Annotated in this window: 24 protein-coding genes and 2 pseudogenes; 17 read left to right on the top strand and 9 right to left on the bottom strand. The window is 33.8% G+C overall.

Going from position 1 to position 25431, the window contains the following annotated elements; all coding sequences use genetic code 11:
- Positions 1–266: 266 nt before the first annotated feature.
- Positions 267–1052 carry a sulfotransferase family 2 domain-containing protein gene (locus ILT06_RS17560; protein ID WP_064474128.1) on the bottom strand — a complete coding sequence of 262 codons (786 nt, stop codon included), beginning with the start codon at positions 1050–1052 and terminating at the stop codon, positions 267–269.
- 294 nt (positions 1053–1346) lie between these two features.
- Positions 1347–1607 (bottom strand): annotated as a pseudogene (locus ILT06_RS17555) (hypothetical protein).
- Positions 1608–1885: 278 nt separating this feature from the next.
- On the opposite strand from ILT06_RS17555, the gene ILT06_RS17550 reads away from it, so the two are divergent.
- The gene (locus ILT06_RS17550) at positions 1886–2623 is read left to right on the top strand and encodes an N-acetylmuramoyl-L-alanine amidase (protein ID WP_064474129.1); all 738 of its coding nucleotides are present in this window, start codon (positions 1886–1888) and stop codon (positions 2621–2623) included.
- A 219-nt stretch (positions 2624–2842) separates the two neighbouring features.
- On the opposite strand, the gene ILT06_RS17545 is transcribed toward ILT06_RS17550, so the two are convergent.
- Positions 2843–3427, bottom strand: a complete 585-nt coding sequence (locus ILT06_RS17545) for a LysE family transporter (protein WP_064474130.1) — start codon at positions 3425–3427, stop codon at positions 2843–2845.
- 59 nt (positions 3428–3486) lie between these two features.
- Between ILT06_RS17545 and ILT06_RS17540 the strand changes: the two genes are divergently transcribed.
- The gene (locus tag ILT06_RS17540) at positions 3487–4101 is read left to right on the top strand and encodes a helix-turn-helix domain-containing protein (protein ID WP_098103702.1); all 615 of its coding nucleotides are present in this window, start codon (positions 3487–3489) and stop codon (positions 4099–4101) included.
- A gap of 406 nt (positions 4102–4507) precedes the next feature.
- Here the strand turns inward: ILT06_RS17540 and ILT06_RS17535 are convergent, their stop codons facing one another.
- Positions 4508–5059 (bottom strand): BclA C-terminal domain-containing protein, encoded by a 552-nt coding sequence (locus ILT06_RS17535; protein ID WP_064474132.1) that lies wholly within the window; start codon positions 5057–5059, stop codon positions 4508–4510.
- A 209-nt stretch (positions 5060–5268) separates the two neighbouring features.
- Here ILT06_RS17535 and ILT06_RS17530 point away from each other — a divergent pair, with 209 nt between their 5' ends.
- The gene (locus tag ILT06_RS17530) at positions 5269–6099 is read left to right on the top strand and encodes a DUF4183 domain-containing protein (protein ID WP_222655331.1); all 831 of its coding nucleotides are present in this window, start codon (positions 5269–5271) and stop codon (positions 6097–6099) included.
- Positions 6100–6159: 60 nt separating this feature from the next.
- On the opposite strand, the gene ILT06_RS17525 is transcribed toward ILT06_RS17530, so the two are convergent.
- A complete protein-coding gene (locus tag ILT06_RS17525) occupies positions 6160–6450 on the bottom strand; it encodes a DUF4183 domain-containing protein (protein ID WP_001121646.1) in 291 nt (96 codons plus the stop codon).
- Between the two features lie 452 nt (positions 6451–6902).
- Between ILT06_RS17525 and ILT06_RS17520 the strand changes: the two genes are divergently transcribed.
- Positions 6903–8201 (top strand): exosporium glycoprotein BclB-related protein, encoded by a 1299-nt coding sequence (locus tag ILT06_RS17520; protein ID WP_222655330.1) that lies wholly within the window; start codon positions 6903–6905, stop codon positions 8199–8201.
- Between the two features lie 578 nt (positions 8202–8779).
- On the opposite strand, the gene ILT06_RS17515 is transcribed toward ILT06_RS17520, so the two are convergent.
- On the bottom strand, positions 8780–9412 hold the full coding sequence (locus ILT06_RS17515) for a cupin domain-containing protein (RefSeq protein ID WP_064474135.1): 633 nt from the start codon (positions 9410–9412) through the stop codon (positions 8780–8782).
- 280 nt (positions 9413–9692) lie between these two features.
- Entirely contained in the window at positions 9693–11081 is a 1389-nt protein-coding gene (locus tag ILT06_RS17510; protein WP_064474136.1) for an HD domain-containing protein, read from the bottom strand.
- Positions 11082–11286: 205 nt separating this feature from the next.
- Between ILT06_RS17510 and ILT06_RS17505 the strand changes: the two genes are divergently transcribed.
- The 3 genes from ILT06_RS17505 (at position 11287) to ILT06_RS17495 (ending at position 13844) form a co-directional block, all read left to right on the top strand.
- The gene (locus tag ILT06_RS17505; protein WP_002035104.1) at positions 11287–11592 is read left to right on the top strand and encodes a luciferase domain-containing protein; all 306 of its coding nucleotides are present in this window, start codon (positions 11287–11289) and stop codon (positions 11590–11592) included.
- Positions 11593–11686: 94 nt separating this feature from the next.
- The gene (locus tag ILT06_RS17500) at positions 11687–12997 is read left to right on the top strand and encodes a phytoene desaturase family protein (protein ID WP_064474137.1); all 1311 of its coding nucleotides are present in this window, start codon (positions 11687–11689) and stop codon (positions 12995–12997) included.
- On the top strand, positions 12975–13844 hold the full coding sequence (locus ILT06_RS17495; RefSeq protein ID WP_064474138.1) for a sigma-70 family RNA polymerase sigma factor: 870 nt from the start codon (positions 12975–12977) through the stop codon (positions 13842–13844). Before ILT06_RS17500 ends, ILT06_RS17495 begins: the two co-directional genes overlap by 23 nt.
- A 35-nt stretch (positions 13845–13879) precedes the next feature.
- Here the strand turns inward: ILT06_RS17495 and ILT06_RS17490 are convergent, their stop codons facing one another.
- Positions 13880–14038 carry a hypothetical protein gene (locus ILT06_RS17490; protein ID WP_001100983.1) on the bottom strand — a complete coding sequence of 53 codons (159 nt, stop codon included), beginning with the start codon at positions 14036–14038 and terminating at the stop codon, positions 13880–13882.
- A gap of 311 nt (positions 14039–14349) precedes the next feature.
- On the opposite strand from ILT06_RS17490, the gene ILT06_RS17485 reads away from it, so the two are divergent.
- The 3 genes from ILT06_RS17485 to ILT06_RS17475 all read left to right on the top strand — a co-directional run bounded on the left by ILT06_RS17485 (position 14350) and on the right by ILT06_RS17475 (position 17219).
- Positions 14350–14934, top strand: a complete 585-nt coding sequence (locus ILT06_RS17485; protein ID WP_000380142.1) for an O-methyltransferase — start codon at positions 14350–14352, stop codon at positions 14932–14934.
- Positions 14935–15248: 314 nt separating this feature from the next.
- The gene (locus ILT06_RS17480) at positions 15249–16361 is read left to right on the top strand and encodes a toxic anion resistance protein (RefSeq protein WP_000137410.1); all 1113 of its coding nucleotides are present in this window, start codon (positions 15249–15251) and stop codon (positions 16359–16361) included.
- Positions 16362–16385: 24 nt separating this feature from the next.
- Positions 16386–17219 carry a DUF3974 domain-containing protein gene (locus tag ILT06_RS17475; protein WP_064474139.1) on the top strand — a complete coding sequence of 278 codons (834 nt, stop codon included), beginning with the start codon at positions 16386–16388 and terminating at the stop codon, positions 17217–17219.
- Between the two features lie 54 nt (positions 17220–17273).
- Here ILT06_RS17475 and ILT06_RS17470 read toward each other — a convergent pair whose 3' ends face one another.
- Positions 17274–18833, bottom strand: coding sequence for a glycoside hydrolase family 10-like protein (locus ILT06_RS17470; RefSeq protein WP_088048199.1), 1560 nt, complete (start codon positions 18831–18833; stop codon positions 17274–17276).
- Between the two features lie 226 nt (positions 18834–19059).
- Between ILT06_RS17470 and ILT06_RS17465 the strand changes: the two are divergent.
- From ILT06_RS17465 to ILT06_RS17435, 7 genes and pseudogenes are all read left to right on the top strand, one after another.
- Positions 19060–19365, top strand: a pseudogene (locus ILT06_RS17465) (PTS sugar transporter subunit IIB).
- An 11-nt stretch (positions 19366–19376) separates the two neighbouring features.
- Positions 19377–20660, top strand: coding sequence for a PTS sugar transporter subunit IIC (locus ILT06_RS17460; RefSeq protein WP_001032306.1), 1284 nt, complete (start codon positions 19377–19379; stop codon positions 20658–20660).
- 77 nt (positions 20661–20737) lie between these two features.
- Positions 20738–21004 (top strand): hypothetical protein, encoded by a 267-nt coding sequence (locus ILT06_RS17455; RefSeq protein ID WP_016126936.1) that lies wholly within the window; start codon positions 20738–20740, stop codon positions 21002–21004.
- 22 nt (positions 21005–21026) lie between these two features.
- On the top strand, positions 21027–22184 hold the full coding sequence (gene anmK / locus ILT06_RS17450) for an anhydro-N-acetylmuramic acid kinase AnmK (RefSeq protein ID WP_064474164.1): 1158 nt from the start codon (positions 21027–21029) through the stop codon (positions 22182–22184).
- A gap of 9 nt (positions 22185–22193) precedes the next feature.
- Positions 22194–23093, top strand: a complete 900-nt coding sequence (locus tag ILT06_RS17445) for a BadF/BadG/BcrA/BcrD ATPase family protein (protein ID WP_064474142.1) — start codon at positions 22194–22196, stop codon at positions 23091–23093.
- A gap of 134 nt (positions 23094–23227) precedes the next feature.
- Positions 23228–23776, top strand: coding sequence for a glycerol-3-phosphate 1-O-acyltransferase PlsY (gene plsY / locus ILT06_RS17440; protein WP_064474143.1), 549 nt, complete (start codon positions 23228–23230; stop codon positions 23774–23776).
- 69 nt (positions 23777–23845) lie between these two features.
- Positions 23846–25429, top strand: a complete 1584-nt coding sequence (locus ILT06_RS17435; protein ID WP_088048198.1) for an aminotransferase class V-fold PLP-dependent enzyme — start codon at positions 23846–23848, stop codon at positions 25427–25429.
- The last annotated feature ends 2 nt before the right edge of the window (positions 25430–25431 follow it).

The raw sequence follows: 25431 nt of genomic DNA, 5'->3' as shown, positions 1-25431 counted from the left end.
AATATGATGCGGTTTCTCTAGGAAAGAGAAACCGTATTTTTATATTTGTAAACATTATTATCCAAATAGTTGTTCACTAAATGTTTTACCTGCGTATTCTTGCATCCAAGGTAAAACATGCGTAAGGTTATGAAAACACCTTTATGACCCCAATCGTTCACTTGTAATTTTTGGATGTAAAAATTGTTCCAAAAAAGTGTTGTATGAGGAAACTTAAATAGGTGAATTTAAGTTTCTCTATAATATATGAAACTACAATTAGAAAATCACTTATTTTTTAAAGGAGTTAATGGGTAATTGTACGTGCTAAAATCTTTATTAAAAATATCTTGTACTAATTGGATAGTTTCATAATCATAAAAACTATCGTATGTTGGGAGGCGTGGGAATAAAGGATCGGTAATATCAGCATCTGCAAAATCACCTCTAAAAATCGCTCTTTCCTTCTGATGATGCCATGATTTGGTTAGTATGTGTAAAGGAGAAGTTTTTAATTGATATGTTTGTTCTAAGTGCGCAATTTCAGTAGAGAAATTTTCAAGGTAGATATACTTCGTAACAAACTCCTCCTCAGCTGGTTCATATTGCTGCATTAAATGTGGATCTACTTGTTGTAAATCTTTCATTTGCGCTTTTAAATAGTAGAGAAAGATTTTAAATGAAATAGGCTTATTACAAAATTCATTACCATAATAAAAATTCCGAATAGGATTCCATGCTGGGTTTTCTATGTGAGGGGGGGCAATTAGTGAAAAGAATGAACTTACAGCTCTTGTATAGGGGTTTCTTACTAATTTATAGGAATCTTTTCCGTTTGTATATAAAGCCGCAGCTAGTTCAATAAAGTAGTCGGAGGAGTTTTTGTATATTTCATTTTCATAATTATGGATGAAGGAATCGTATTTTATGGCTTGTTTAAATAAATTTATTTGATAAAAAAACCAATGTGCAAGTGAAGTACAGCCACTTTTCTGACTCCAAAATAAAATCAAAGGGAAGTTAGAGTTAAAGTGCGGAACGCGTCCGTATTTAATAATATTTGCAAAATACATAGTTAGCCTCCATTCAGTTATGTCAATTATTTTTAATTTATGAATAAACAACTCGGCATATGAACAAGAGAAGAGGGGTAGAATAGATAATTTAATAACAATATAACTTTGAAATGAAAGCGTTATTTTATAGGGATATGAAAAGAGCACACAAAAAATGTGTACTCATAACAATCTAAATTATTTTAAGGACCATGATATATCATCAAGGGCTTTATAAATATAACTATACATGCGGTAAAAGAGATACTTTGGATTGTATTTTTGTTTCCAATTTATATTGATCACCTCTCGTTAGCAAAAACTAGCAGCTTCAGTGACAAATGGAAGTATTAATTTACGCGGAATTGTAATAATCTCAAGTGCCATCTGTGCTGAATAGAGAAGTATTGGAGTTAATTCTAAAGCGTGAGTTAATAATAATATAAAGCTTGTTAGGATTGCAAAGCTCCCCAAAAAGAAATTTTTTGAAGTGTTACGGAAATCTTTTATTTAGGAAAAGAAAGAAAAAAATACTGTAACAATGAGTATCAAAAATTTATATTTATCAGCCATTAAACCCCTTCTAAAGAACAGAAACTTATATTATAGCTTATTTTTGTGTATTAATATAAAAAGATTTTAAAATGAATAGTTTAAATACGTGAATGCCGCAACTTAAAAATATTAGTTGGGGTATTTATGAGATCTTTGTTTTAGAAAATAAATAATCTTGAATTAAAAATTTAAAAATAGATTAGTGCCCAAATTTTGTTTGCTGGAGATGTACAGGATATTTGACCGGACAATAAGACGAGCTTTGAATATAGTAATAAAAAAGGGGATGTTGAACAATGGCTAGATATAGTTTACATGCAGGTCACAATAGTATTGTACAGGGTGCGAATTATGGAAATCGGAAAGAACATATTATGGATCGCCAAGTGAAGGATGCAGTTGTTGCTAAATTAAGAGCATTGGGGCATACAGTGTATGATGATACTGATGAAGTAGGGACAACGCAAGCTCAAAATTTAAATAATATTGTATCAAAAACAAACTCACATGATGTAGATTTAGTAGTTTCATTTCACTTAAACTCATATGATACGAAAGCTAACGGTGTTGAAGTTTTGTACTATGACCAACAAGCTTTATCAGCAAAAATAGCAGCGCAACTTTCAAAAGATATTGGCTGGTCAAATCGTGGTGCAAAGGAACGAAAAGACCTTTATGTGTTATCGAATACGAAAGCACCTGCAATCTTAATTGAACTTGGATTTATTGATAATGAAGCAGATATGGCAAAATGGGATCCAGATAAGATTGCTAATTCAATTGTATATGCATTAACGGGGCAATCTGGTGGGACAACTCCGCCAGCCCAAAAAAATATCATTCAATCAGGAGCTTTTTCACCATATGAAACACCCGATGTAATGGGAGCATTAACGTCACTAAAAATGACAGCTAACTTCATCTTACAATCTGATGGTTTAACATATTTTATCTCTGAACCAACTTCAGATACGCAACTTAAAGGAATGACAGATTATCTTGATCGTAAAGGCTGGTGGTATGAAGTTAAGTAAAGATTTTAGTTTAGTGGAACAGAATATTTAAAAATCAATAGTCCGAAAAAGAGGATTACTTATAATGAGTAATCCTCTTTTAAAATTTTTATCTCGTATGAATAAGGTTAGATATAGGAGACGCCCGCCTTGAAAATTGATAAGTAATGCATGTAAGTGGGAAATTCATTGGGCATCTTAGCAATATTTTTAAAAAGAAAAGAAATTTAGAATTTGAATTTAAGTGATTACAATTGAAATAGCACTGAAAACTAATAAAACGGCCATAATGATGTTAAATGATTTAGTATGTTTTAATAAAAGTTTTTGGAACATGGAACCAAATAAGCTCCAACTAAATGTGCTCATTAACCCGACTACACCTAGAAATAATGAGGAAAGTAGAAAACTTGAATATGAATTATAGTAAGGGAGAATAAAAGTTGACACTACAGTCAGCCCGAATAGTATCCCTTTAGGATTGACAAATTGAAGAAAAATCCCCACTGTAAATAAGTTTTTATTATGTTTTTCATCGGGATCTGTACTAGTTTTACTAGTGAGTATTTTAAAAGCTAAATATAGCATGTATGCTACACCTAAAATTTTTAAAGGGAATTCGATTATGGGTAGGATATTAATTAGTACAATATTAAAGAAGCTACATAAGGAAGTGAGGATGAAAAACCCGAAAGCTACTCCAAAACAAAATTGCATACTCCTTTTTAAACCATGTTGATTGGCGTATGTCATAGCTAAAAAATTGTTAGGTCCGGGTGTGAAGCTACTTATAAAAACAAATAACAAAAAAGAAAATATAGGCATTTCAAAACCCCCTAAATATATAGTGTGTGTTATAATGACCGAAAAGAACAATATAACGTGTGCTTTTTATTATACATAACGGTCGTTATATTGTATATAGTGTAGGGGTGTTTCTTATGGAAGAAATTCAACTTATTTTAGCAAAAAATTTAAAAACAATACGTGAAAAAGAGAAAATGAGTTTAGAAAAGGTCTCTCAATTAACAGGTGTGAGTAAAACGATGATTGGACAAATTGAACGAGGAGAGTCAAGCCCAACATTAACAACGATATGGAAAATCGCTAATGGTTTGAAAGTGTCTTTTACTTCTTTAATCAATAATCCGCAACCAGATACGAAAGTTGTTTTACGAAATGATGTACAAGTATTATCAGAAGACAATGGGAGATATAAAGTGTATCCTTCCTTTCCTTTTCAAGATGATAGGAACTTTGAAATCTATACGGTTGAAATTGAAACAGAAGGAAAATTAAGTTCGGAAGGCCATAAAGAAGGGACCGAAGAATTTATTACGGTGTTTGAAGGGGAATTGACAATTGAAATAAATGATTGTCAATATAAATTAAATAGCGGGGATGCAATTCGCTTTAAGGCGGATAAATCGCACTCGTATTATAATTCCGGACGAACGCTAACTCGGTTAAGTATGACCATTTATTATCCAACTTCATAAACTTGCGATTACTTTAAGGATATAAAGAAATGTGTGTTGATAAACCATCTATAAGAGATGGTTTTATTTTATGAATTCATAAAAAAAAGACACTCGTTTGAGTGTCAACATAGTATTGCTCTCGCGTATAGGATTGGAGTAGGTTTATCAAATACATATTGAGATGGTTCGCAATTGATAAACTGTCTTCTTACTCAATGTAACATTGGCAGGGAGAAGTGTAAATTGATAATATATATACGGAAAATTTAGTATAGATAATTTCTACTATCAATATAGTACAAATTGTTTTTATTGCTTAATCACTGTCGTGAAATTATTGAAATATTATTAGATTTAGGAATGACGTAATAGTTACTACTTTAGCAGCTAAGAATGTTTATTATAAAAAAGAATGAATCATTTATTAATCGATTCGTATAATTGTTAAAGAGGCACCTGTTGAACCACCTCCAACTAAATTAACTATGGATAATACGCCGAATAGTTGAAGGGAAATTGTATTACCAGCAATTAAATTGGTTATTAAATTATTATTATAATTTGAAGTTGATATTGCGGGTGAAAAAATAGATCCGGGAAGTGGAGTCGAAGAGTTTAATAGTAGCCTTGTACCAGCAAGTAGTGCAGTTGTCGTATTAACTTGGTAGGTTAAATAATATCTCCCAGTAACAGGAATTGTAAATATATCATTTGTAGCGTTCACTGTAAAATTACCGAGACTTTGGTTATTAGAAAGTGGAATATTAGTTCCACCTAATATGACTGAGATGGGACCACCTAACGTATTATTAGCGAACATAGAGTTTGTTGTAATAATGGGTCCAGTAATGCCTGTGGGACCGGTATTACCTGTGGGACCAGTAGGACCTGTAAGTCTGTATGGAAGAATAATTTCAAGAGCCAGTGATAATAGTTCTTTTTTTATTTTTTCATTCTTATCTTGAATATAAATCACCTCATTTTTAAATTAGAACGTAACCGTTTTAGTATTTTGAAATGGACCTATCATTTTATTATATTAATACTACTAGCTATAGCAACGGTAAAAAGTTTATTATATGTAAAAGTCATTTTAGTATGAAAAAGTAGTTATAGAATTTTTCCAAAATGATAGATGTTATATTTTGTTAATTAGTAAACAAAAATGTGGAATGAGGTATTAAATTGAACCGCAATGACAAATTATCGTTGAATAAAGGTATGGTAAGATTTGAAAATATTGGACCTACCTTTCCAGTTCTTCCGCCAATTTATATTCCAACGGGAGCAACAGGTCCAACGGGAGTAACAGGAACAACGGGAGCAACAGGTCCAACGGGAGTAACAGGAACAACGGGAGTAACAGGAACAACGGGAGCAACAGGTCCAACGGGAGTAACAGGAACAACGGGAGCAACAGGTCCAACGGGAGTAACAGGAACAACGGGAGCAACAGGTCCAACGGGAGCAACAGGAACAACGGGAGCAACAGGTCCAACGGGAGTAACAGGAACAACGGGAGCAACAGGTCCAACAGGAGTAACAGGAACAACGGGAGCAACAGGTCCAACGGGAGTAACAGGAACAACGGGAGCAACAGGAACAACGGGAGTAACAGGAACAACGGGAGCAACAGGTCCAACGGGAGTAACAGGAACAACGGGAGCAACAGGTCCAACGGGAGCAACAGGTCCAACGGGAGTAACAGGAGCAACAGGCTCAACAGGTTCAACGGGTCCAACGGGAGTTATTGGTCCCATAACAACAACTAATTTATTATTTTACACTTTTTCAGATGGAGAAAAACTTATATATACAGATTCAGATGGGATAGCTCAATATGGTACAACACATATATTACCTCCTGATGAGGTTTCCTATATTAATTTGTTTATTAATGGAATACTTCAACCACAACCATTATATCAAGTTAGTAATGGTCAGCTAACTTTATTGGATAATCAACCACCAACGCAAGGTTCTTCAATTATTTTGCAATTCATCATTATTAATTAAAAAAGACAGATTCTTAAATAACAAGAATCTGTCTTTTTGTTCTACATTAAAGTAGTTAAACTAAGTGACGATAAATTCGATTGTAATTGGAATTCCGCCGTCTAATGCATCTCCGCCAGGAATTGTAATAGCACCAGTAGGTCCAGTAGTAATACTGGAGTTCACACTAGGTTGAAGAATACCGTTTACATAAAAGTTGTAATACGTAAAAGTCGGAAAAGCAGTTGCAGTAGTACCAGCATCGTTTAAACAAGCTGTAGCAGCAATTGCAAAAGCTGCACCTGTTCCTGTTCCAGCTCCTAGTGTAGATGTAAATCTTCTAGATGCCATAAATGGTTGGATGATTGGCAATTAATTCTCACCTCCTACATTATTTTTTGAACGAAGTGTAGAATAACTTGTCCGATATATTGTATGAGAGTTTTCTATAATAGAAACGGCTTCTTAATTATTGAGAGAACATAATTTTAGTAAAGATATTGTTACTTATCTGAAAAGATGGTGTTGTTACTTGTTGGTTATATGCAAATGCTTAGTTTTAAGATTTAAATTAAAATGTGCTTTTGGACCTAAGAGATAAACGTGGAAAATTAAAATAAACTCTTAAGTTTAGGTGTTTAATCTAAGCAGTCAATTATTAAAAACATATAATTAATATGTGAGTCATGAACATAATTAAATATCGTTTTTTCAGTTTAATTATAATTCATGTTTCCTATTTTAAGTGAATGAAACCTATACACAATTTTATAGTTCTTATAATAGGAAAACACTCAAATATAAGATAAGTAAGGAGGAAATAAATGTCACATAACAATTGTTTTGGTCATAACAACTGCAATAATCCGATTGTTTTCACTCCAGATTGTTGTAACAATCCACAAACGGTTCCAATTACTAGTGAACAATTAGGAAGATTAATAACTTTACTAAACTCTTTAATTGCGGCTATTGCAGCGTTTTTTGCAAATCCAAGTGATGCAAACAGATTAGCTTTACTCAATTTGTTTACTCAACTATTGAATTTACTAAATGAATTAGCACCTTCTCCAGAAGGGAATTTCTTAAAACAATTAATTCAAAGTATTATTAACTTACTACAATCTCCTAACCCAGACCTAGGTCAATTACTTTCTTTATTACAACAATTCTTCAGTGCTCTTGCACCATTCTTCTTCTCTTTAATTATTGATCCTGCAAGCTTACAACTTCTATTAAACTTATTAGTTCAACTAATTGGTGCTACTCCAGGAGGTGGCCCAACAGGTCCAACAGGTCCAACAGGTCCAGGAGGCGGAGCAACAGGAGCAACAGGGGCAACAGGGGCAACAGGAGCAACAGGCCCGACAGGAGCAGGAGTAACAGGCCCAACGGGAGACACAGGAGCAACAGGAGCGACAGGCCCAACAGGTCCAACGGGAGACACAGGAGTAGCAGGCCCAACAGGTCCAACGGGAGACACAGGAGCAACAGGAGCGACAGGCCCAACAGGAGACACAGGCCCGACAGGAGCAACAGGCCCAACAGGTCCGACGGGAGACACAGGTCCAACAGGAGCAACGGGAGCAACAGGATTAACAGGAGCAACAGGAGCAACAGGAGCAACAGGTGGCGGAGCTATTATTCCATTCGCTTCAGGTACAACACCATCTGCGTTAGTTAACGCATTAATAGCTAATACAGGAACTCTTCTTGGATTTGGATTTAGTCAGCCTGGCATAGCTTTAACGGGTGGAACAAGTATCACATTAGCGTTAGGTATAGGTGATTATGCATTTGTAGCACCACGTGCAGGAACTATTACGTCATTAGCAGGTTTCTTTAGTGCAACAGCTGCATTAGCTCCATTATCACCTGTTCAAGTGCAGATACAAATATTAACTGCACCAGCAGCGAGTAATACGTTTACAGTACAGGGCGCACCTTTATTATTAGCACCAGCATTTGCTGTAATAGCGATTGGTGCTACAGCATCGGGAATCATTCCTGAAGCTATTCCAGTAGCTGCTGGAGATAAAATACTGTTATATGTTTCATTAACAGCAGCAAGTCCAATAGCTGCAGTTGCTGGATTTGTAAGTGCAGGTATTAATATCGAATAACTTGTGGTAATGTATTCTGTATATAGCCCTTCCTAATTTTATTAGGAAGGGCTATATTTTATGGGAAGATAGGTGATAAATCAAAATGTATGATTTATACTTTATTATTTATGGAATAAGTTAAATGATTTGAAAAAATTACCTATAAATAAAAAAGATGAATTCTATTAAAAATAGAATTCATCCATTACATAAACGGTATACAAGGAAAGTAAGGTATTTATCGTGAACGTTGAAATGTTATAGTTCAAATTAGTAATAAACTATTTGTTTTTATTACAGTTACATCCTTTTTTCTTTACATAGCCTTGCTCGGCTAAATCTCTTTGTGATTGGGAATTGGAAGATTGAGAATTCGAAGACTGAGAGGATGCTGATGAACTACTATTTTTATTATTAGAGTAGTTTTTTCGATAGTTATAATTACTCATAGTACTATCACCTCCAATTAAATATATAAATATTATATGTATGTACTCTATTAATTGTTACGAAAAAAATAGGAATGGTGGATATACAATAAAAAATCTCCTACGAATTTTCCGAGGAGATAAAAAATTGTCTATTAATGAAATAAATTAATATCCCCAGTAAAGAGGGAAATAGTATGAATCTTGGTAATATAAATTTTGTTGTGGATTAGGAGGCTGAGTTGTTGGGTTTATCGTGCCGCGGTTTTGATTACAGTTTGCTGGGGGACCAATTACTGTAGTGGATTGAATAGGGGATATCGCTTGTTTCCATTGTTGTTCATCGAGACAGTAAGTATGGGCCATCATATTAGCGGGAGTTAGTCTTAAAATATCAGAACCAAAAATAACTTCTGGGGTTGGGGCATCGAAAATAGCTAATAAATGAGTACCATCTGCTGTAGCAATTTCATAATGCCACCACGCTTGTGGAATGTTGGCAACTTGCCCTGGTTTTATCGGTAAGTTTAATATTTGGTTTGTAAAAGGATTAAGTAAGGAAACAACAGCAGATCCTGAAATACAGTAAACAAGTTCAGCTGCATTTTGATGAATATGCGGCTCTATAACATTTCCTGTACTTAAATAGATATCTAATAAAGAAGTATTTTCTAACGTATTTAATTGTTTCATGCCAAGTACGTTTATATAATTTTGGGCATTTTTCTTAAAAAAATTACTTTTACTTAAATCATGGGTGAAATTAGTTGTGGGGGAAGTGTAGTCGATATTAGAAGTCATTTGTATTACCCGCCTTTCTATAGGTAAGTTAGGTTACAAAATTAGGATATGTGTCTAGTCTTTGTTATGTGCCGTTTTCCGTAGCTTAATAAATTTACATATCCCATAAAGAATATAGATTGTACTTTGTACTTACTTTAATATTGATACGGATATATAACAGTTAATATCGATGTTGGGTTAGGGTTGAAGAATATAGAAATTTATTTCATCAATTTTGAAAAAATGGTTTCATTACGATAAAAGACGACTCCCATTTAGAAAGGTAGTCGTCTTTTATTTAAGATAGTTTTTGCTTAATATTTAATTGTGCTTTAGCGGTATTGGCATAATTGAGCCAATCTAATTCCAAGTTTAGTTTAAAATCAAAATGTATTTCGATGATGTCAAAATGAGAAACCTTTGTTTTAAGTGGAACAGTGATCCCATTTACTTTTGCTTTTTTCATCTTATGTGCAATTTTTGGAAATGCAGAGAAAGAAAAATCAATGATTGTAGCACCATCAGGTAAATAAACTGGTTGTAAATCTGTAGTATAAGCTGTAATAGTATTTTCAAATAGTTCATACGATACTAAACTACGGAAAGTGATTGGATCTGTAGTTAATAAATTGTTATTCACAATTGTATCATCCATTATTTTATAAGATATTGCTTGAATATTTGCAGTTCTATCATTCAATAAAGAAAAAATCCCGTTATCTTTCAACGTTTTTGCTATTTGTGTTTGAATGATAATTGTTTGTTCAGCATCATTCATATTGACTTTAGTTTTTAAGTTGTTATTAAAATGGCTATTTTCAAGTGCTATATTATCCTCGAAATAGTTTATAGTTGGTTTATATAATTGATGTATTATTCCAAGAATTTTATAGCAATCTAGTACACTTGTAGTTGTAATACAAATTTGTGAAATACCTGATACATTTTGTATTTCTTGTAATTGTGAGTATGTAGTATATACTGGGGGGAACTCATAGTTTATTTCAAATGAAAGGTTTGTATTAGAAAAAGAATGTATCCCTTTTCTTAAATGAGTTATATTTTTTTGAAGATGTGGCACATATTCGGTTAAAAATTTATGTACTTCAGTATATCTTCCTTTATGTAGATATTGAAATGCAAGATTTTCTAATTCATACTGGATTGTATATAACCCTAATCGCTTTGCAAGTGGTGCAAATAGTGTTAATGTTTCATTCGCATAAGCTACTTGTTTTGCGGTTTTTTTAACACTCAATGTTTTTATATTGTGAAGGCGATCTATAACTTTAATAATGCCAACACGTATATCTTGTTGAGAGGATACTAGTAATTTTTTAAAATTAATGGCTTCGTACAATACTTTGTTTTGATCTTGTAGTTTTTTTCCTTTTGTTAATCCGTTTACAATATATTGAATAGTCGCACCAAAATGTGATTCAATTTCTTCTAGAGAGTATTCGGTATCTTCTACAACATCGTGTAATAAAGCAGCAATCAATGTTGTAATGTCAGCTTTATAATTTAGCAGTATTTCTGTAATCGCGAAAGGGTGAATAATATATGGTTCTCCAGTTTGACGGTATTGTCCATCATGTGCTTTCTCTGCAAAATGTATAGCTTTTTTCAAAAGTTTTAATTCATCAGATCGTAGATAATTTGCCTTTTGTAATAATACCGTGCTCATATATATCCATCCCTTAAATTTATTTTTAATAATAATTCTATATAATAGAATAAATACCCTTTGAAATTGTTTTAAGTGTGTAAAAAAATAAAGATATTGAGATTAAACTATATTCGTATATCCATTCATACTTTGGATTGATGGAAAAAAGTAATGAACGTGTTAATTTAATATTACATCAATCATTAATAAGGGGTGAAGGTTCATGTCATTTAGTGAAATGATTAGAAATGAAGTACTTGGCTGGGCAGGTGTTTCTGAAAAACCGCATCGATTTGGTGGTATTGAAATAAATTATGGTAAGAAAGAACTTGGTCATTTGCATGGCGATAAGTTAGTTGATTTACCATTTCCAAAGGTAAAGCGGGATGAATTAGTGAGCCAAGGATTGGTGAAACCACATCACGTATTACCTGAATCAGGATGGATAAGTTATTATATAAAGAGTGAGGAGGATATTCCATTTGCAATTGAGTTATTTCGTATGCAATATGACAGAATAAAAAAATAATGAAATAAAATAGATAAGTAAAAATATATTTTCATGTCACATCCCTCCTTAATCGTTCGTCTTGTATGTAGAACGGATAAGGAGGGATTTTATTATGAAACATTTTGATATAGCAATTGTTGGTGGTGGGCTTGCTGGATTAACAGCATCTATATATTTAGCGAAAGCTGGAAGGAAGGTTATTGTATTAGAAAAGTCCAGTCACTTCGGTGGTCGAGGGATCACTATAAATAAAAACGGCATTTGTATGAATCTTGGTGCACATGCTTTATATAGAGGTGGAGAAGCGTTTATAACTTTTAATGAGCTAGGAGTAGATCTTCCAGGTGGAATCCCATCTACAAAAGCACATGGAATATGGAAAGGGGATATTTATACCATTCCAACAGATTTTCGCTCTATTTTATCAACACCGTTACTTTCATGGTCTGCAAAAGTCCAGTTTGCTCGTCTTATGATTCATTTAGGAAATTTAGATGTAGGAAAAGTTCCAAAAATGAGTCTAACTACATGGGCAGAAAATGAAATTAAAGATCCAATGGTTCGAAATATATTTTATGCATTATGTCGAACAACAACATATACGTATGCTCCTACAATACAATTAGCATCTTCCGTACTAAAACAAATACAGTTTTCTATGAAAGAAGGAGTACTTTATGTAGATGGTGGTTGGGAGACGATAATAACAAATTTAAGAGGAATAGCGAATAATAGTGGTGTACAATTTCTGGCTAAAAAGCATGTTTTGAAAATAGAGCATTGTCAAGGAAAACAAAGAATACATTGTTTTGACGATGAAGTATTTGAAGCAGGTGCAGTCATTGTAACAACTCCACCGAAAGAGGCATGTAAAATTATAAAAGGTACAGAAGGAACAAGTTTGCAAAAATGGAGTGAACAATCTATACAAGTGACCGTGGCAGCTTTAGATATTGGTTTAAAACAATTACCGAATCCTTTGCATCATTTTGCATTGGGATTAGATCAATCTATATTTTTCACGAATCAATCGAGAGCAGCTAAATTAAGTGAAGATGGATCAATTGTAGTGAGTCTAATTAAATACCATAACCCTGTACTAGAACTGAATCATATTCAAGAAGAGAAAGAACAGTTAGAAAATATGATGGAATTGTTACATCCGAATTGGAAAAGAGAAGTTGTTGCACAGCAATATTTACCGAAAATAACGGTAGTATATGATTTTCCTCATATTGACCGTGTTGAAAAACCAGGCCCTAATATACCTGGAATGCCAGGTGTTTATGTTGCAGGAGATTGGGCTGGGCATGATGAAATATTAGCTGATGCTGCGGTGGCAAGCGGAAAACGTGCAGCGTTACACATATTAAAGCAATCCGAAGGTGAGGCAATTCATCATGGAAACGGAGCAATTATATGAAGCGTATCAATCATTATTATTTTCGTTAGCATATAGAATCCTTGGGAGTGTTATGGATGCTGAGGATATCGTTCATGACGTTTTTATCTCGCTAAATAATATAGAGGACGTTCAATCTATAGAAAATATGAAAGCATATTTATGTAAAATGGTAACAAATCGCTCAATTGATAAATTACGTTCGGCGGCACATAAACGGAACGTATATGTTGGAATGTGGTTGCCAGAGCCATTTGTGGAAGAGACTGATGATCCATCAGAGTCATTTGTAATGAAAGAATCCATTTCTACGGCATATTTATTACTTTTACAACAATTGTCTGAGGCAGAGAGAGTTGTTTTCATATTAAGAGAAGTTTTCGGTTATGACTACAGAGAAATCGCTTCAATTGTAGATAAGAGTAGTGCGAACTGCCGAAAAATCTTTCAACGTGCACGAAAAAGTATTTTAGATAAGCCGAAGCAGTCAAAGTTAAGTACGAAGAAAATGGCTGCCTATGTGGAGAAATTTGTATCATCATTGCAGTGTGGGGATGCGCAAGGCATGTTAGAAGTATTAAAAACAGATGCGATATTAAAAGCTGATGGTGGTGGTAAAGCTACAACTGCAATCCATCCAATCTATTCTGCAGATAGAATTATACGTTTATTCTTTGGAATTGGGAAGAAGTTTCCGGGAGAATACAATGTTGATTATAAGATAGTAAATGGCGCCCCAGGTGTTCTTGTTAAAGTGAAAAATAAAGTGACCTATGTGCTTTCATTTACATTTGAGAATGAAAAAATCGCAAACATTTATATGATGGTTAATCCGGAAAAACTTATTCACTTAAATATAATAGTATAAAAAAGACGCATTTCTTTAGAAGTGCGTCTTTTTTATTATTTCTCTAACATTTCAAGAGGTACATCTTTTTCGCCGGCTACCTCAAATTTAATTTCCCCGTCTTCTTCATAAATACGTGAAATAATCGGTATAGTAATCATTAATTTTTTATGTTGTTTGCGCTTTCGAGCAGCATCTAAGCTAATCACGTTCATTGTAAGCATCCTTTCTTCTAGAAATATATAAACAAAAGAAAATGCGTCCGGAAAGGGCGCTTAATTGAATTTGAAATACCGATTCATTTAATTGGGGTTTGTATTTTTTAATAACTGCAATCGAATTAAAAATAGTATGAATGGAATAATTGCACGTAGAAATTAACTTTACCAAAAAACGAAACAATATGCTATAAAAAAATTCAAATCTTTGTCATATAACGGGAAAAAGGTTTTTGTTTCGCATATAATGAAAGTAGACGGGCAGCAAGAGCTTTTTCATCATATTGCTTTGGAAAGGCGATGAAAAAATGGATACGTTAGATTCATTATTATTTCAACTTGAACAATATGGAGAAGAGCATGATCGAAATAAAAAAACACGGGAAGAAAAATTACGGAATATTACTCGTGAGATGGGGCAGTTTTTATCGATTTTAGTAAAAGGGTGTAGCGCAAAAAACATTTTAGAAATCGGAACTTCTAATGGTTATTCTACATTGTGGTTAGCTAACGCGGTAGAAGAAACAAATGGAAATGTAACAACTGTAGAGCTTTCTTCAGAACGAGTTGGAGAGGCACTTGTCAATTTTGAAAAGGCAAACCTTTTACAAAGGATTGATGTTCATAATCAAGAAGCAGGGGCATTTTTAGATGCACAATTAGATCACTCATTTGATTTTATTTTCCTAGATTCAGAGCGTACGCAATACATGTGGTGGCTTGAGCATATAAAACGCATTTTACAACCAAAGGGTTTTCTTGTTGTTGATAATGCAACCTCTCATGCAAGTGAGTTAGCCGAGTTTAGAAAAATGATTGAAGAAGATGAAATGTTTGAAACGGTCTTATTGGCATTTCAAAATGGAGCATTTGTAGCGCTTAAGAAGAGTTAGGATTAAGCGTAATATAATTATCACATTTAAGAAGGGTGTATGTCAAAAGATTGAGTACAGTAGGATGGGAAGGACGTAATTTATATACGTAACATACGAAGAATCCGCCTTCAGCATGTTGTTCTCTAGGTCTTAAGTCTGAGGAAAATAATGTTGAGAACAGGTATACTTATACTAAGAAACAGGGAATGACTGCATAGACAGGCATTTCTAAAAAAATCGATTTCAAGCAGTTAGAATGTATATGAAATACGATATAATAGATGAAATATAGTGCATATAAATTCGCACATATAAATAAAGGAGCGATTTTGTTGACTGAACTCGAGAAAAAAGAACCTGTATCCATTGTGAAAGATAATAATGTAGAAGTAGTAGTAGATACAGTTATAAAAGATCAAGAATTAGAGGAACTGAATAAAGAAGCTGATCTTTATGTACAAAAATTAAATAGCGAGCAAAATACGGATTTATCAAAAGTATTGTCACAGCTAGGAGATTTAGGGGATAAAGAGCAACAAGCAGCAGGACAAACGTTATCAGCATTAAAACGTCCTGTAACAGCGATGATGAATGGAAAGAATGAAGAAATTCCAAATACATTGTTAGAATTACGCAAAGTGGTATCAGAGCTTGATCCGAATTCATTAAAAGCAAGTGGTATGAAGAAAATTATGTTTAAAGTATTCAAGAAAAATCCACTTGAAACATACGTGCATAAATATCAATCTATAGATAAACAAATTGAAGAGATTATAAGATCCCTTCTAATTGGTCGTGACAACTTACAAGAAGATACAGTTGGCCTTGAGATGCTTAAAGAACAATCGCACGATAAAATTCACGCTCTGGATAAACAAGTATACTTAGGAAGAAAACTCGCTGGTATGCTGGAAGCTGAGAAACAAAATCCAGAACGTCAAAGAGATATTCCATTAATTAATGATGCATTAGAAAAAATTCTAGTACGTACACGAAATATGCAGCAAGCGAAAAGTGTACTATTACAATCTATCGCATCTGTAGACATTATTAAAAAAAATAATGAAAAGTTAACAGAGGCAATTCGTAATGCAATTACGATGACGCAAAACGTTGTAACAGTTTCAGCTGCTATCCAGTTAGCCCTAACAAATCAACGTAAAACAATTGATGCAGTGAATGCGACAAATGAAGCAATTGAATCAATGGTATTAAGTAACTCACAAGCATTAAAACAAAATACAGAAGAAACAACAAAACTACTTGAAAATCCTGCAATTAGCATGGATAAATTACGCGAATCATTCCAAAACGTATTTGCTGCGATTGAAGCTTCTGAGAAATCATCAGAACGTATTATAGAGTCAAGTAAGAAGTTTGTTATTGAACTAGACACATTTAATGATGAAATGAAACAAAAACTCATTCAGCGTCCAAGGAAATAACAGACTTTTAGAGGAGGTGAAAAAATGAGTTTCATTCAAACAGTATTAGTACTATTGGGTACATTGCTTTTAATCGCATTTACTGTCGTTGTTTTAGTTGTATATTTCGGACGCAAACTGTTTTTTTCATGGACGAAACCATATAAAAGGGCACACGATTCTTTAGATAAGTTATCGAATAAATCTTTGCCGTTTCTACAAGAATTTACACAACATCCACTTTTTTATCGCTGGATTCGTACGGAAGGAAAGAAAGAACAATATACATTAAACACGCTTTTCTGTGCATCGGGTCAACGTACGAGAGAGCAAGTATTCTCAATGTTACCGAAAGAAAAACAGAAAAAAGTACATGTAATGGCAAAAACAACGAAAAAACTTACAAATGAAGATATTGATGTAGCGGCGATGAAAGTAAAAGATTTTTTAAGACAAGAAACGCAGCAAACAGTAAAACCGACAGACTTATCGTTTTATAAATTGTATTTTTATGATCGATATCCAGATGCATTAAATACAATTCAAGCGTATAAACGCTCAATAAACCCTTCATTACAAAGAACGGTTGATGAAATTACAATTTCAGTATTAAATGCCTTGCCGTATTATCAGGAGCAGCGTATGTTTGAACAACAACATAAACTTGAAACATTCTTAATGAAAGATTTAACAGCGATGCTATCGTTAGTCGTACAATTACCACCTTCACAACGACCAGAAAAAGAAGAAGAATTAAAAATCTACTTGCAAAATTTCCAAAAAGAAATGGAAGTAGTCGAGCGAGATATTCGTGACTCGATTGATCACGATTTGAATGTGAAGATGAGAGCAGCGACTGAGAAATTTAAGAATAAATAAAAAAAGCGCCTTAAAGCTATAGTTCTTAGCTTTTAAGGCGTTTTTTATTAGTTGTTATTTTGCTTTAACGGTAGTATGACTAGATGCAACACTTTCATTATGCAATCGATCAACTGCAGTTACTACATACGTATATGTTTCTCCAGAAATAGCTGTTTTATCTACATAAATTTCTCCAAGTTTTGTTTTTCTTACAGTAGTAAGTAAATGTTTCGGATTTTCTATATCCACTTCATTTTTTCCATTCACACGGTAAATGGCGTAATAAGCAGAATCATTCTCTCTATCATCAATGATACCTACAGCAATACCTTCTTCTCTTGGAATGGCCCCTTTTAAAGTCGGTTGTTTTGGTGGATCATGATCAAGCCAAGGCATAGATGGGATTAATGCAGGATGTTTATATATGTCTTTTGCGAGTCTATCTTTAACCCCTATTGGATTGTTATTAATATCTTTTAAGCTAAAATGCATACTACCTTTTATTTCAGGATATAACCGGTTTAATGCAATTTGTCTTGGATATTCTTCAGGATTAGACCAAGCTGGGACAGAATTATTATTAATTTTATAGGCCGCCTGACCGATGTATAGGTGAATCGGTTTATTATTTGTTTCTTTTACCCACCAATCTACTAATATGTCATATGCAGCTGGTGTGAAACCAATATTCCAATAAATTTGTGGTGTAATGTAGTCAATATATCCTTTTTGTATCCATTCACGTGTATCGGCATAAAGGTCATCATAGTTTCTTTGACCTGCAGTTGTGTTAGAGCCAGTTGGATCGTCAGCTATATTTCGCCATACGCCGAACGGACTTATGCCAAACTTTACGTATGATTTTTCTTGTTTTATAGCAGTATTTAAACCTTTGACAAGTTCATTTACATTGTCACGTCGCCAATCTTCTATATTTGTAAATCTACCATTATTATACGTTTCGAACGTTTTTTGATCGGGGAATTGTTCACCCGCTACTTTATATGGATAAAAATAATCATCCATATGCAGTGCATCAATATCGTAATTTTGTACGATTTCTAAAGCGCCTTCTGTAATAAATTTTTTCACTTCTGGAATACCAGGGTTGTAATATAACTTTCCTCCATAAGGTACAACCCAATCCGGATGCTGTTTTGCAGGGTGGTTATCCGATAACCGATTTATATCAGTGTGATTCATCGTTATTCGGTATGGATTAATCCATGCGTGGAATTCTATATTTCTTTTATGTGCTTCTTCAATCATAAATGCGAGCGGGTCGTATCCAGGATCTTTTCCTTGTGTACCTGTAATGTATTCAGACCAAGGACCGTAATTGGAAGGGTAAAAAGCATCAGCGGTTGGTTTTATTTGTACAACAACTGCATTCATACCAGTGTTTTTTACATCGTCTAATAATCTAATAAACTCTTGTTTTTGATTTGCGATAGGTAAGCCAGTTTTTGAGGGCCAGTCAATATTAAGTACAGATGCAATCCATACAGCACGTAATTCGTGTTTTTTATACGTAGTATTTACTTCAGCGTAAGTAGAGTGAGGAGAAATGAAAGAGAAAGGAATAAAAAAGATGCCGATACAACATATCACTAATAAACGTTTCATGATTATTTATACGCCTCCCTATTATATGGTTAGCTAATATGATATCCGAGGTGAGGTTGTACTTACAATTGAGAAAAATAAATATTGAAACATTAATTTAATAGGAAAAATATTTTTACTGAAATTTACTTTCAATATAACTAAATTCTTTTACTTCTTCATATGCTTGTTAGTAAAGTGAAACTTCCTTTCATCCGAAGGGGATAATTTATAAGTATAGGAGGATTAATAAATGAAGGTTTTATTCGTTTGTTCTGGAGGGATGTCCAGTGCAATTGTTGTAAACGCTTTAAAAAAAGAGGCGGAGAAAAAAGGTGTAAACATGGAAGTCTATGCCATTGGAACAAGTGAGATAGAGGAAGAAGTAAAGAATGGCTGGGACGTTGTAATGGTTGCACCTCAAGTAAGACATAGATTTGACTCTGTTAAATAATTCGCAGAAGAGGAATCTATCCCGTGCGGTATCATACCGCCACAAGCATACACGCCGCTTGGCGGACCGACTTTATTAAAAACTGTAAATGATTTAATTAGTTAGGGGGAAGCGTTATGAATAAATTTGTCACGTTTCTTGATAGAAACTTATCTGGACCGATGGCAAGGCTTTCTGAACAGAGGCATTTACAAGCAATCCGTGATGGAGTTATTTCAGCGTTACCATTTATTATTGTAGGAAGTTTCTTTTTAATCGTAGCATTTCCACCATTACCGAAAGATAGTTTCATATCTGTTTGGGCATTAAAAAATCAAACAAGTATATTAATACCATATCGTTTAACGATGTTTATTATGTCTTTATATATAGCATTTGGAATAGGGTATAATTTAGCGAAAAGTTATAAGCTAGATGCTTTATCAGGAGCACAGCTTGCAGTATGTTCATTACTATTAACATTAACGCCTGAATTAATTGATAAAAAAGGGTTTATGCTTCCGATGACAAATCTCGGAGGTCATGGATTATTCGTGACAATGATTGTTTCTATTTTATCAGTTGAGATTTTAAGATTTTGTAAGACGAAAAATGTAATGATTAAAATGCCAGAACAAGTACCGCCGTCTGTTTCACGTTCGTTTGAAGCACTTATACCTGCTGCATTCGTTATTATTTTAATGAGTTTAGTAACTGTCGTTTTTAGTATTGATTTACATCATGTAGTTGATAAATTAGCGGCACCGTTAGTAAAAGCTGGTGATAGTTACTTCGGTGTAATCATTCCAGTATTTTTAATTACATTTTTTTGGTCATTCGGAATACATGGTGTGTCGGTTGTTGGAACTGTTGCCCGGCCATTATGGGAAGTATATTTAGGGAAAAATGGTGAAGCAGTTGCTAGTGGCGCAAATCAGTTACCATTCATTTCACCAGAACCATTATACCAATGGTTTATATGGATTGGTGGTTCTGGTGCGACGTTAGGACTTGTATTAGCTATGATTGTATTTGGTCGATCAAAATATTCGAAAGCATTATCAAGAACTTGTATTGTGCCTGGTATTTTTAATATTAATGAACCTGTTATTTTTGGATTGCCAATTGTACTAAACCCAATATTAATTATCCCATTTATCATTACACCACTAGTAACAGCAACTATTGCATACTCAGCAACCGCGATGGGGTTTGTTACACCAACACATATAATGCCTCCATGGACATTACCAGCTCCAATTGGTGCATATTTAGCAACAGGTGGGGATTGGAGAGCGATTGTACTCGTATTTATAAACATAACAATATCATTCCTTATTTATTTACCATTCTTTAAAATGTACGACAAAAACATGCTTGAAATTGAGAAAAATGGTGATGGGGAATCTGTTAATCCGTAAGTTTTATATTTTATTTTGAGTGATAGGCATTTTGTCTATCACTTCTTTCACATGAAGTCCAGAGAGGGTGAAATGGAATGAATATAAAATTTAGTTATAAAGGTGTATTTTTATTACTATTTGGAGTGATATGTGCGAATTTCCTTTTCGTACCTTTATTAAGAATGCTACATCTATCACAAATGCATAGTATATGGCTCGTTACAAGCATTGCGGCAAGTATTTTGCTTACAGTAGTTGTTTCTTTTATTGATGGATCGTTTGCATCAAAAGCTCAGTTATTTTATAGATTTATATTATTTTCGATCGGTTGTACGTTTGTAACTTACATGATTGTTTTTTAGTAAAGGGGAGGTCATGCATGCTATGTATATTGCAGGGATTATGTCCGGTACTTCATTAGATGGAATAGATGTAGCACTCGTTCATATAGAAGGAAGCGGTGTAGGTTCTAAAGTTGAACTCATCCATTTTACTACTGTGCCATTTAGTAATGATATGAAAAATGAGATCCAGCAGGCATTATCAATAGAAAATTCAAATGTACAACTCATATGCAGTTTAAATTTTAAACTCGGTTTATGCTTCGCCAATGCTGTAAAGGAAGTTTGTAAAGAGGCCAATTTTCCTTTGGGACAATTAGATGTAATTGGTTCTCACGGACAAACGATTTATCATCAGCCAAAGCAAGATGGTAATATGATTCCTTCCACATTGCAAATTGGAGAACCAGCAGTTATAGCATATGAAACGAATACGACGGTTATTTCTAATTTTCGAGCGATGGATATCGCAGCAGGGGGACAAGGTGCACCACTTGTACCATATTCAGAGGTTATTTTGTATCGTCATCCAACTAAAAATAGACTACTACAAAATATTGGCGGGATCGGTAATGTTACCGTAATACCAAGTCACCTAAGTGATAAGAACGTTATAGCTTTTGATACTGGTCCAGGTAATATGGTAATTGATGAAATGTGTCAAAGGCTATTTCAGTTGTCATATGATCAAAATGGTAAAATTGCAAAACAGGGAGTAGTTGTAGATGAAATTTTGACATATTGTATGAACCATCCATTTTTGAAAATGAATCCACCAAAATCAACTGGTAGAGAACAGTTTGGAGAAGAATTTGTCAGTGAGTTATTGAAGCGGTATGAAAAGCATAGTAAAGAAAATATAGTGACGACTGTCACGATGTTTACAGCAAGTTCAATTGTTCATCAATATAAGGAGTTTATTCTGCCGTATTATGAAATCGATGAGGTGATTTTAGGCGGTGGTGGCAGTTATAATCGTACACTTGTTGAAATGATACGGTATGGATTGAAGGATGAAAAATGCGCCATATTCATTCAAGAAGATATAGGCTATTCTTCAGAGGCGAAAGAAGCAATCGCCTTTGCCATTTTAGCAAACGAAACGTATCATCGTAATCCGAGTAATGTGCCAAGTGCAACAGGTGCAAAGCAATCTGTAGTTTTAGGGAATATAACATTCCCTCCAATTCGAAGAGAATGAGGCGAACATATGAAATATATGATTGGAGTAGACGGCGGGGGAACAAAGACAGAAGCAATTGCATTTGATCAAGACGGAAGTGAACTTGAAAGGGCTACGAGTGGTTTTGGAAATATATTAATAGATTTTGAAGAAGCACTTTTTCATATTATGGAAGCGATTGATCAATGTCAAGAAGGTTTATTAAATGGGCATTGCGTTTGTATTTGTTTAGGATTAGCGGGTGCAAGCGGAGCAAATACAAATGAATTAACATTACGTCTAAAAAAGAAGTATGGAACACAAATTGAAGTTTTTAATGACGCAATGATTGCTCATGCAGCTGCTTTAAAAGGAAAGGATGGAATTTTAACAATTGGCGGTACAGGTGCGATTTGTATAGGAAAGAAAAGGGAAGTGTACGAGTATAGTGGGGGATGGGGACATATTTTAGGAGATGAAGGAAGTGGATATTGGATTGCATTACAATGTTTAAAGAGAATGGCAAATCAATTTGATCAAGGCGTTGCACTTTGCCCATTAAGCTTAAGGATTCAAGATGAGTTTCAACTTTTGACGTCGTCTCATATAAAAAGACTAGTTTATAGTTCATCAAAAGATAAAGTTGCAGCAATCGCACCATTCATTATTGAGGAAGCGAGAAATGGGAATGATGACGCACGTGAAATTATGGTGCAAGCGGCTACGGAATTAACGAGAATTACGGTGAATATTTACAATAAGATGCAGTTTGATTTATCAATTCCAATTGCAGTAAGTGGCAGTATATTACGTTTCGTTCCTGAAATATATGCTGAATTTAAGAAATGCTGCGAGAAAAGTATGGGAGAAGTTATATTTGTATCACCATCAGAACTAGCAGTGAAAGGAACCTATTACTTAATGAAGAATTTATATTTTAATAAATAGCTGTATGAGAATTTTTGTATGATTTGTAAAAATATGATGTTAAAATGTATAAAGGGATGTAAAGTAAGAAAAGTACAATATACATAGTCATTGAATATTGTATAAGTACTCCCATGTAGAAAGTGAATGATTACATGATTAATAGTATGCAATTTTTGTATTTGGTGGCTTCTTATTTATTTGGAAACATATTGACCGCTTATATAGTGACGAAATGGAAACATAATGTTGATATTCGTCAGGAAGGAAGCGGTAATCCTGGCGCAAGAAATATGGGGCGGGTATATGGAAAAGGGTATTTCATCGCTACATTTTTAGGTGATGCGATCAAAGGGGCAATCGTAATTTCTATTGCAAAATCCCTTTTTGAAGATTCTACATTTGTAATGTTAGCTTTACTGGCTGTTTTACTTGGACATATTTACCCGATTTTATTTAAAGGCAAGGGTGGAAAAGGCATTTCAACATTTATTGGAGGATTAATTGCATTTGATTATTTGATAGCGCTTACCCTTGTTGCTGTTTTCATTATATTTTATTTTATCTTTAAAGGATTTACTAAGCCAGGACTAATTACCATCGCTTGTTTACCAATTTGCATGATTTTGTATTCTTACTCTATTGTTACGACTATTTTAAGTGCACTTATCATTGTACTTATTTTATATGTAAATCGAGAATGAAATGAACTTTTTATAAGTGGAGTTAATCTCCACTTATAATTTTTATTAAATACATAAAGGAGATACAACATGGGGCTAATTTATAAAGTTGCTGATCAAGCTTGGGAATTTGAAAGTATACATAAGTTGAATTATAAAACATTTGTAGAAGAAATTCCGCAACATGAAGAAACGAAAGAGCGTGTTCGTATAGATCGTTTCCATGAAGAAAATACATATTTAATTTGTTTAGATGACGATAAGTTAGTAGGTATGGTTACATTGCGAGGAAAACGACCATTCTCGTTAGATAATAAAATTCCAAATCTAGATTATTATTTGCAAAAACATGGAGAAAACGTATATGAAATTCGTTTACTTTCAGTAGAACGTGAATATAGAAATGGAAGAGCGTTGTTAGGTTTAATTCGCTTTTTACATCGTTATTTGCTCCTAAATGGATATGAATTGGCACTCATTTCTGCTACAACACGTGAACTACCTTTATATGAGCAAATGGGATTCAAATCTTTCCATATGTTAGTTGGTACAGAAGAAGCAGCCTTCCAGCCAATGTATGTTACCCCTGCTATGTTTGAAGCATCGAGTGTTGGGGGAATTATGACGAAAGAATATACGTTTTTACCTGGTCCAGTAGATATTGAAGAAAATGTTCGAAAGGCATTTTCTACTAAGCCTATTTCGCATCGTTCTAAGTCATTTCACGTGACGATGGACAATGTGAAAAAACGGTTACTTCACATGACAAAAGCAAAGCATGTACAACTTATGTTAGGAACAGGGACGTTAGCAAATGATGCCATTGCTTTACAGTTACGTTCTTTAAAAGGGAAAGGACTAGTATTAACAAATGGGGAATTTGGTAATAGATTAGTTGGACATGCAGCACGCGCGCAATTACATTTTGATACGTATAAAAAAGAAATGGGAGAACCGTTTATTTATACCGAATTAGAAAAAATAATGGGAACTGGCAATTATGAATGGCTTTGGTTTGTTCACCATGAAACATCAACCGGAATGTTAAATGATTTAGACGAGCTAAATGTTTTAAGTAAAAAGTATAATGTGAAGCTATGTGTAGATTGTATCAGTTCGATTGGAGCAATACCGATAGACTTGAAGGATGTATATTTTGCAAGCGGTGTTAGCGGAAAGGCAATTAAATCGTTTACTGGATTATCTTTCGTTTTTTATAATCATAATGTGAAAGTAAACGAGACATTACCGGCCTATATGGACGTTGGTATGTACGAAGAAAATGAAAGTATTCCATATTCTCATTCATGGAATTTAATTTATGCACTGCAAGAAGCATTAAAGAGATTTGAAGATGCAAAAGCATTTGAAAAAATAAACGAGACGTATGCATATATTGAACAAGCTATTACTAATATGGGTCTAAATCTTGTTTCACCTAAAGAACATGCCGCGCCAATTATAGTTACCATTCAATTAAATGAAAATCAGTCTTCTAAGGCGATTGGCGATGCGTTAGCGTTACAAGGATACATTGTTCATTATGAGTCATCTTATTTACAAAAAAATAATTGGGTCCAAATTGCATGTTTAAATGATTATAAAGAACGCGATATGAAGAGGATGTTAAATTGTTTGCAAATGTGTGTATTACAGAGTGGGGTACATATATAAAG

The organism is Bacillus sp. 17RED48 (assembly GCF_019837545.1).
Taxonomy (GTDB): Bacteria; Bacillota; Bacilli; order Bacillales; family Bacillaceae_G; genus Bacillus_A; species Bacillus_A wiedmannii.
This window is presented reverse-complemented; position numbering and strand designations above follow the sequence as displayed.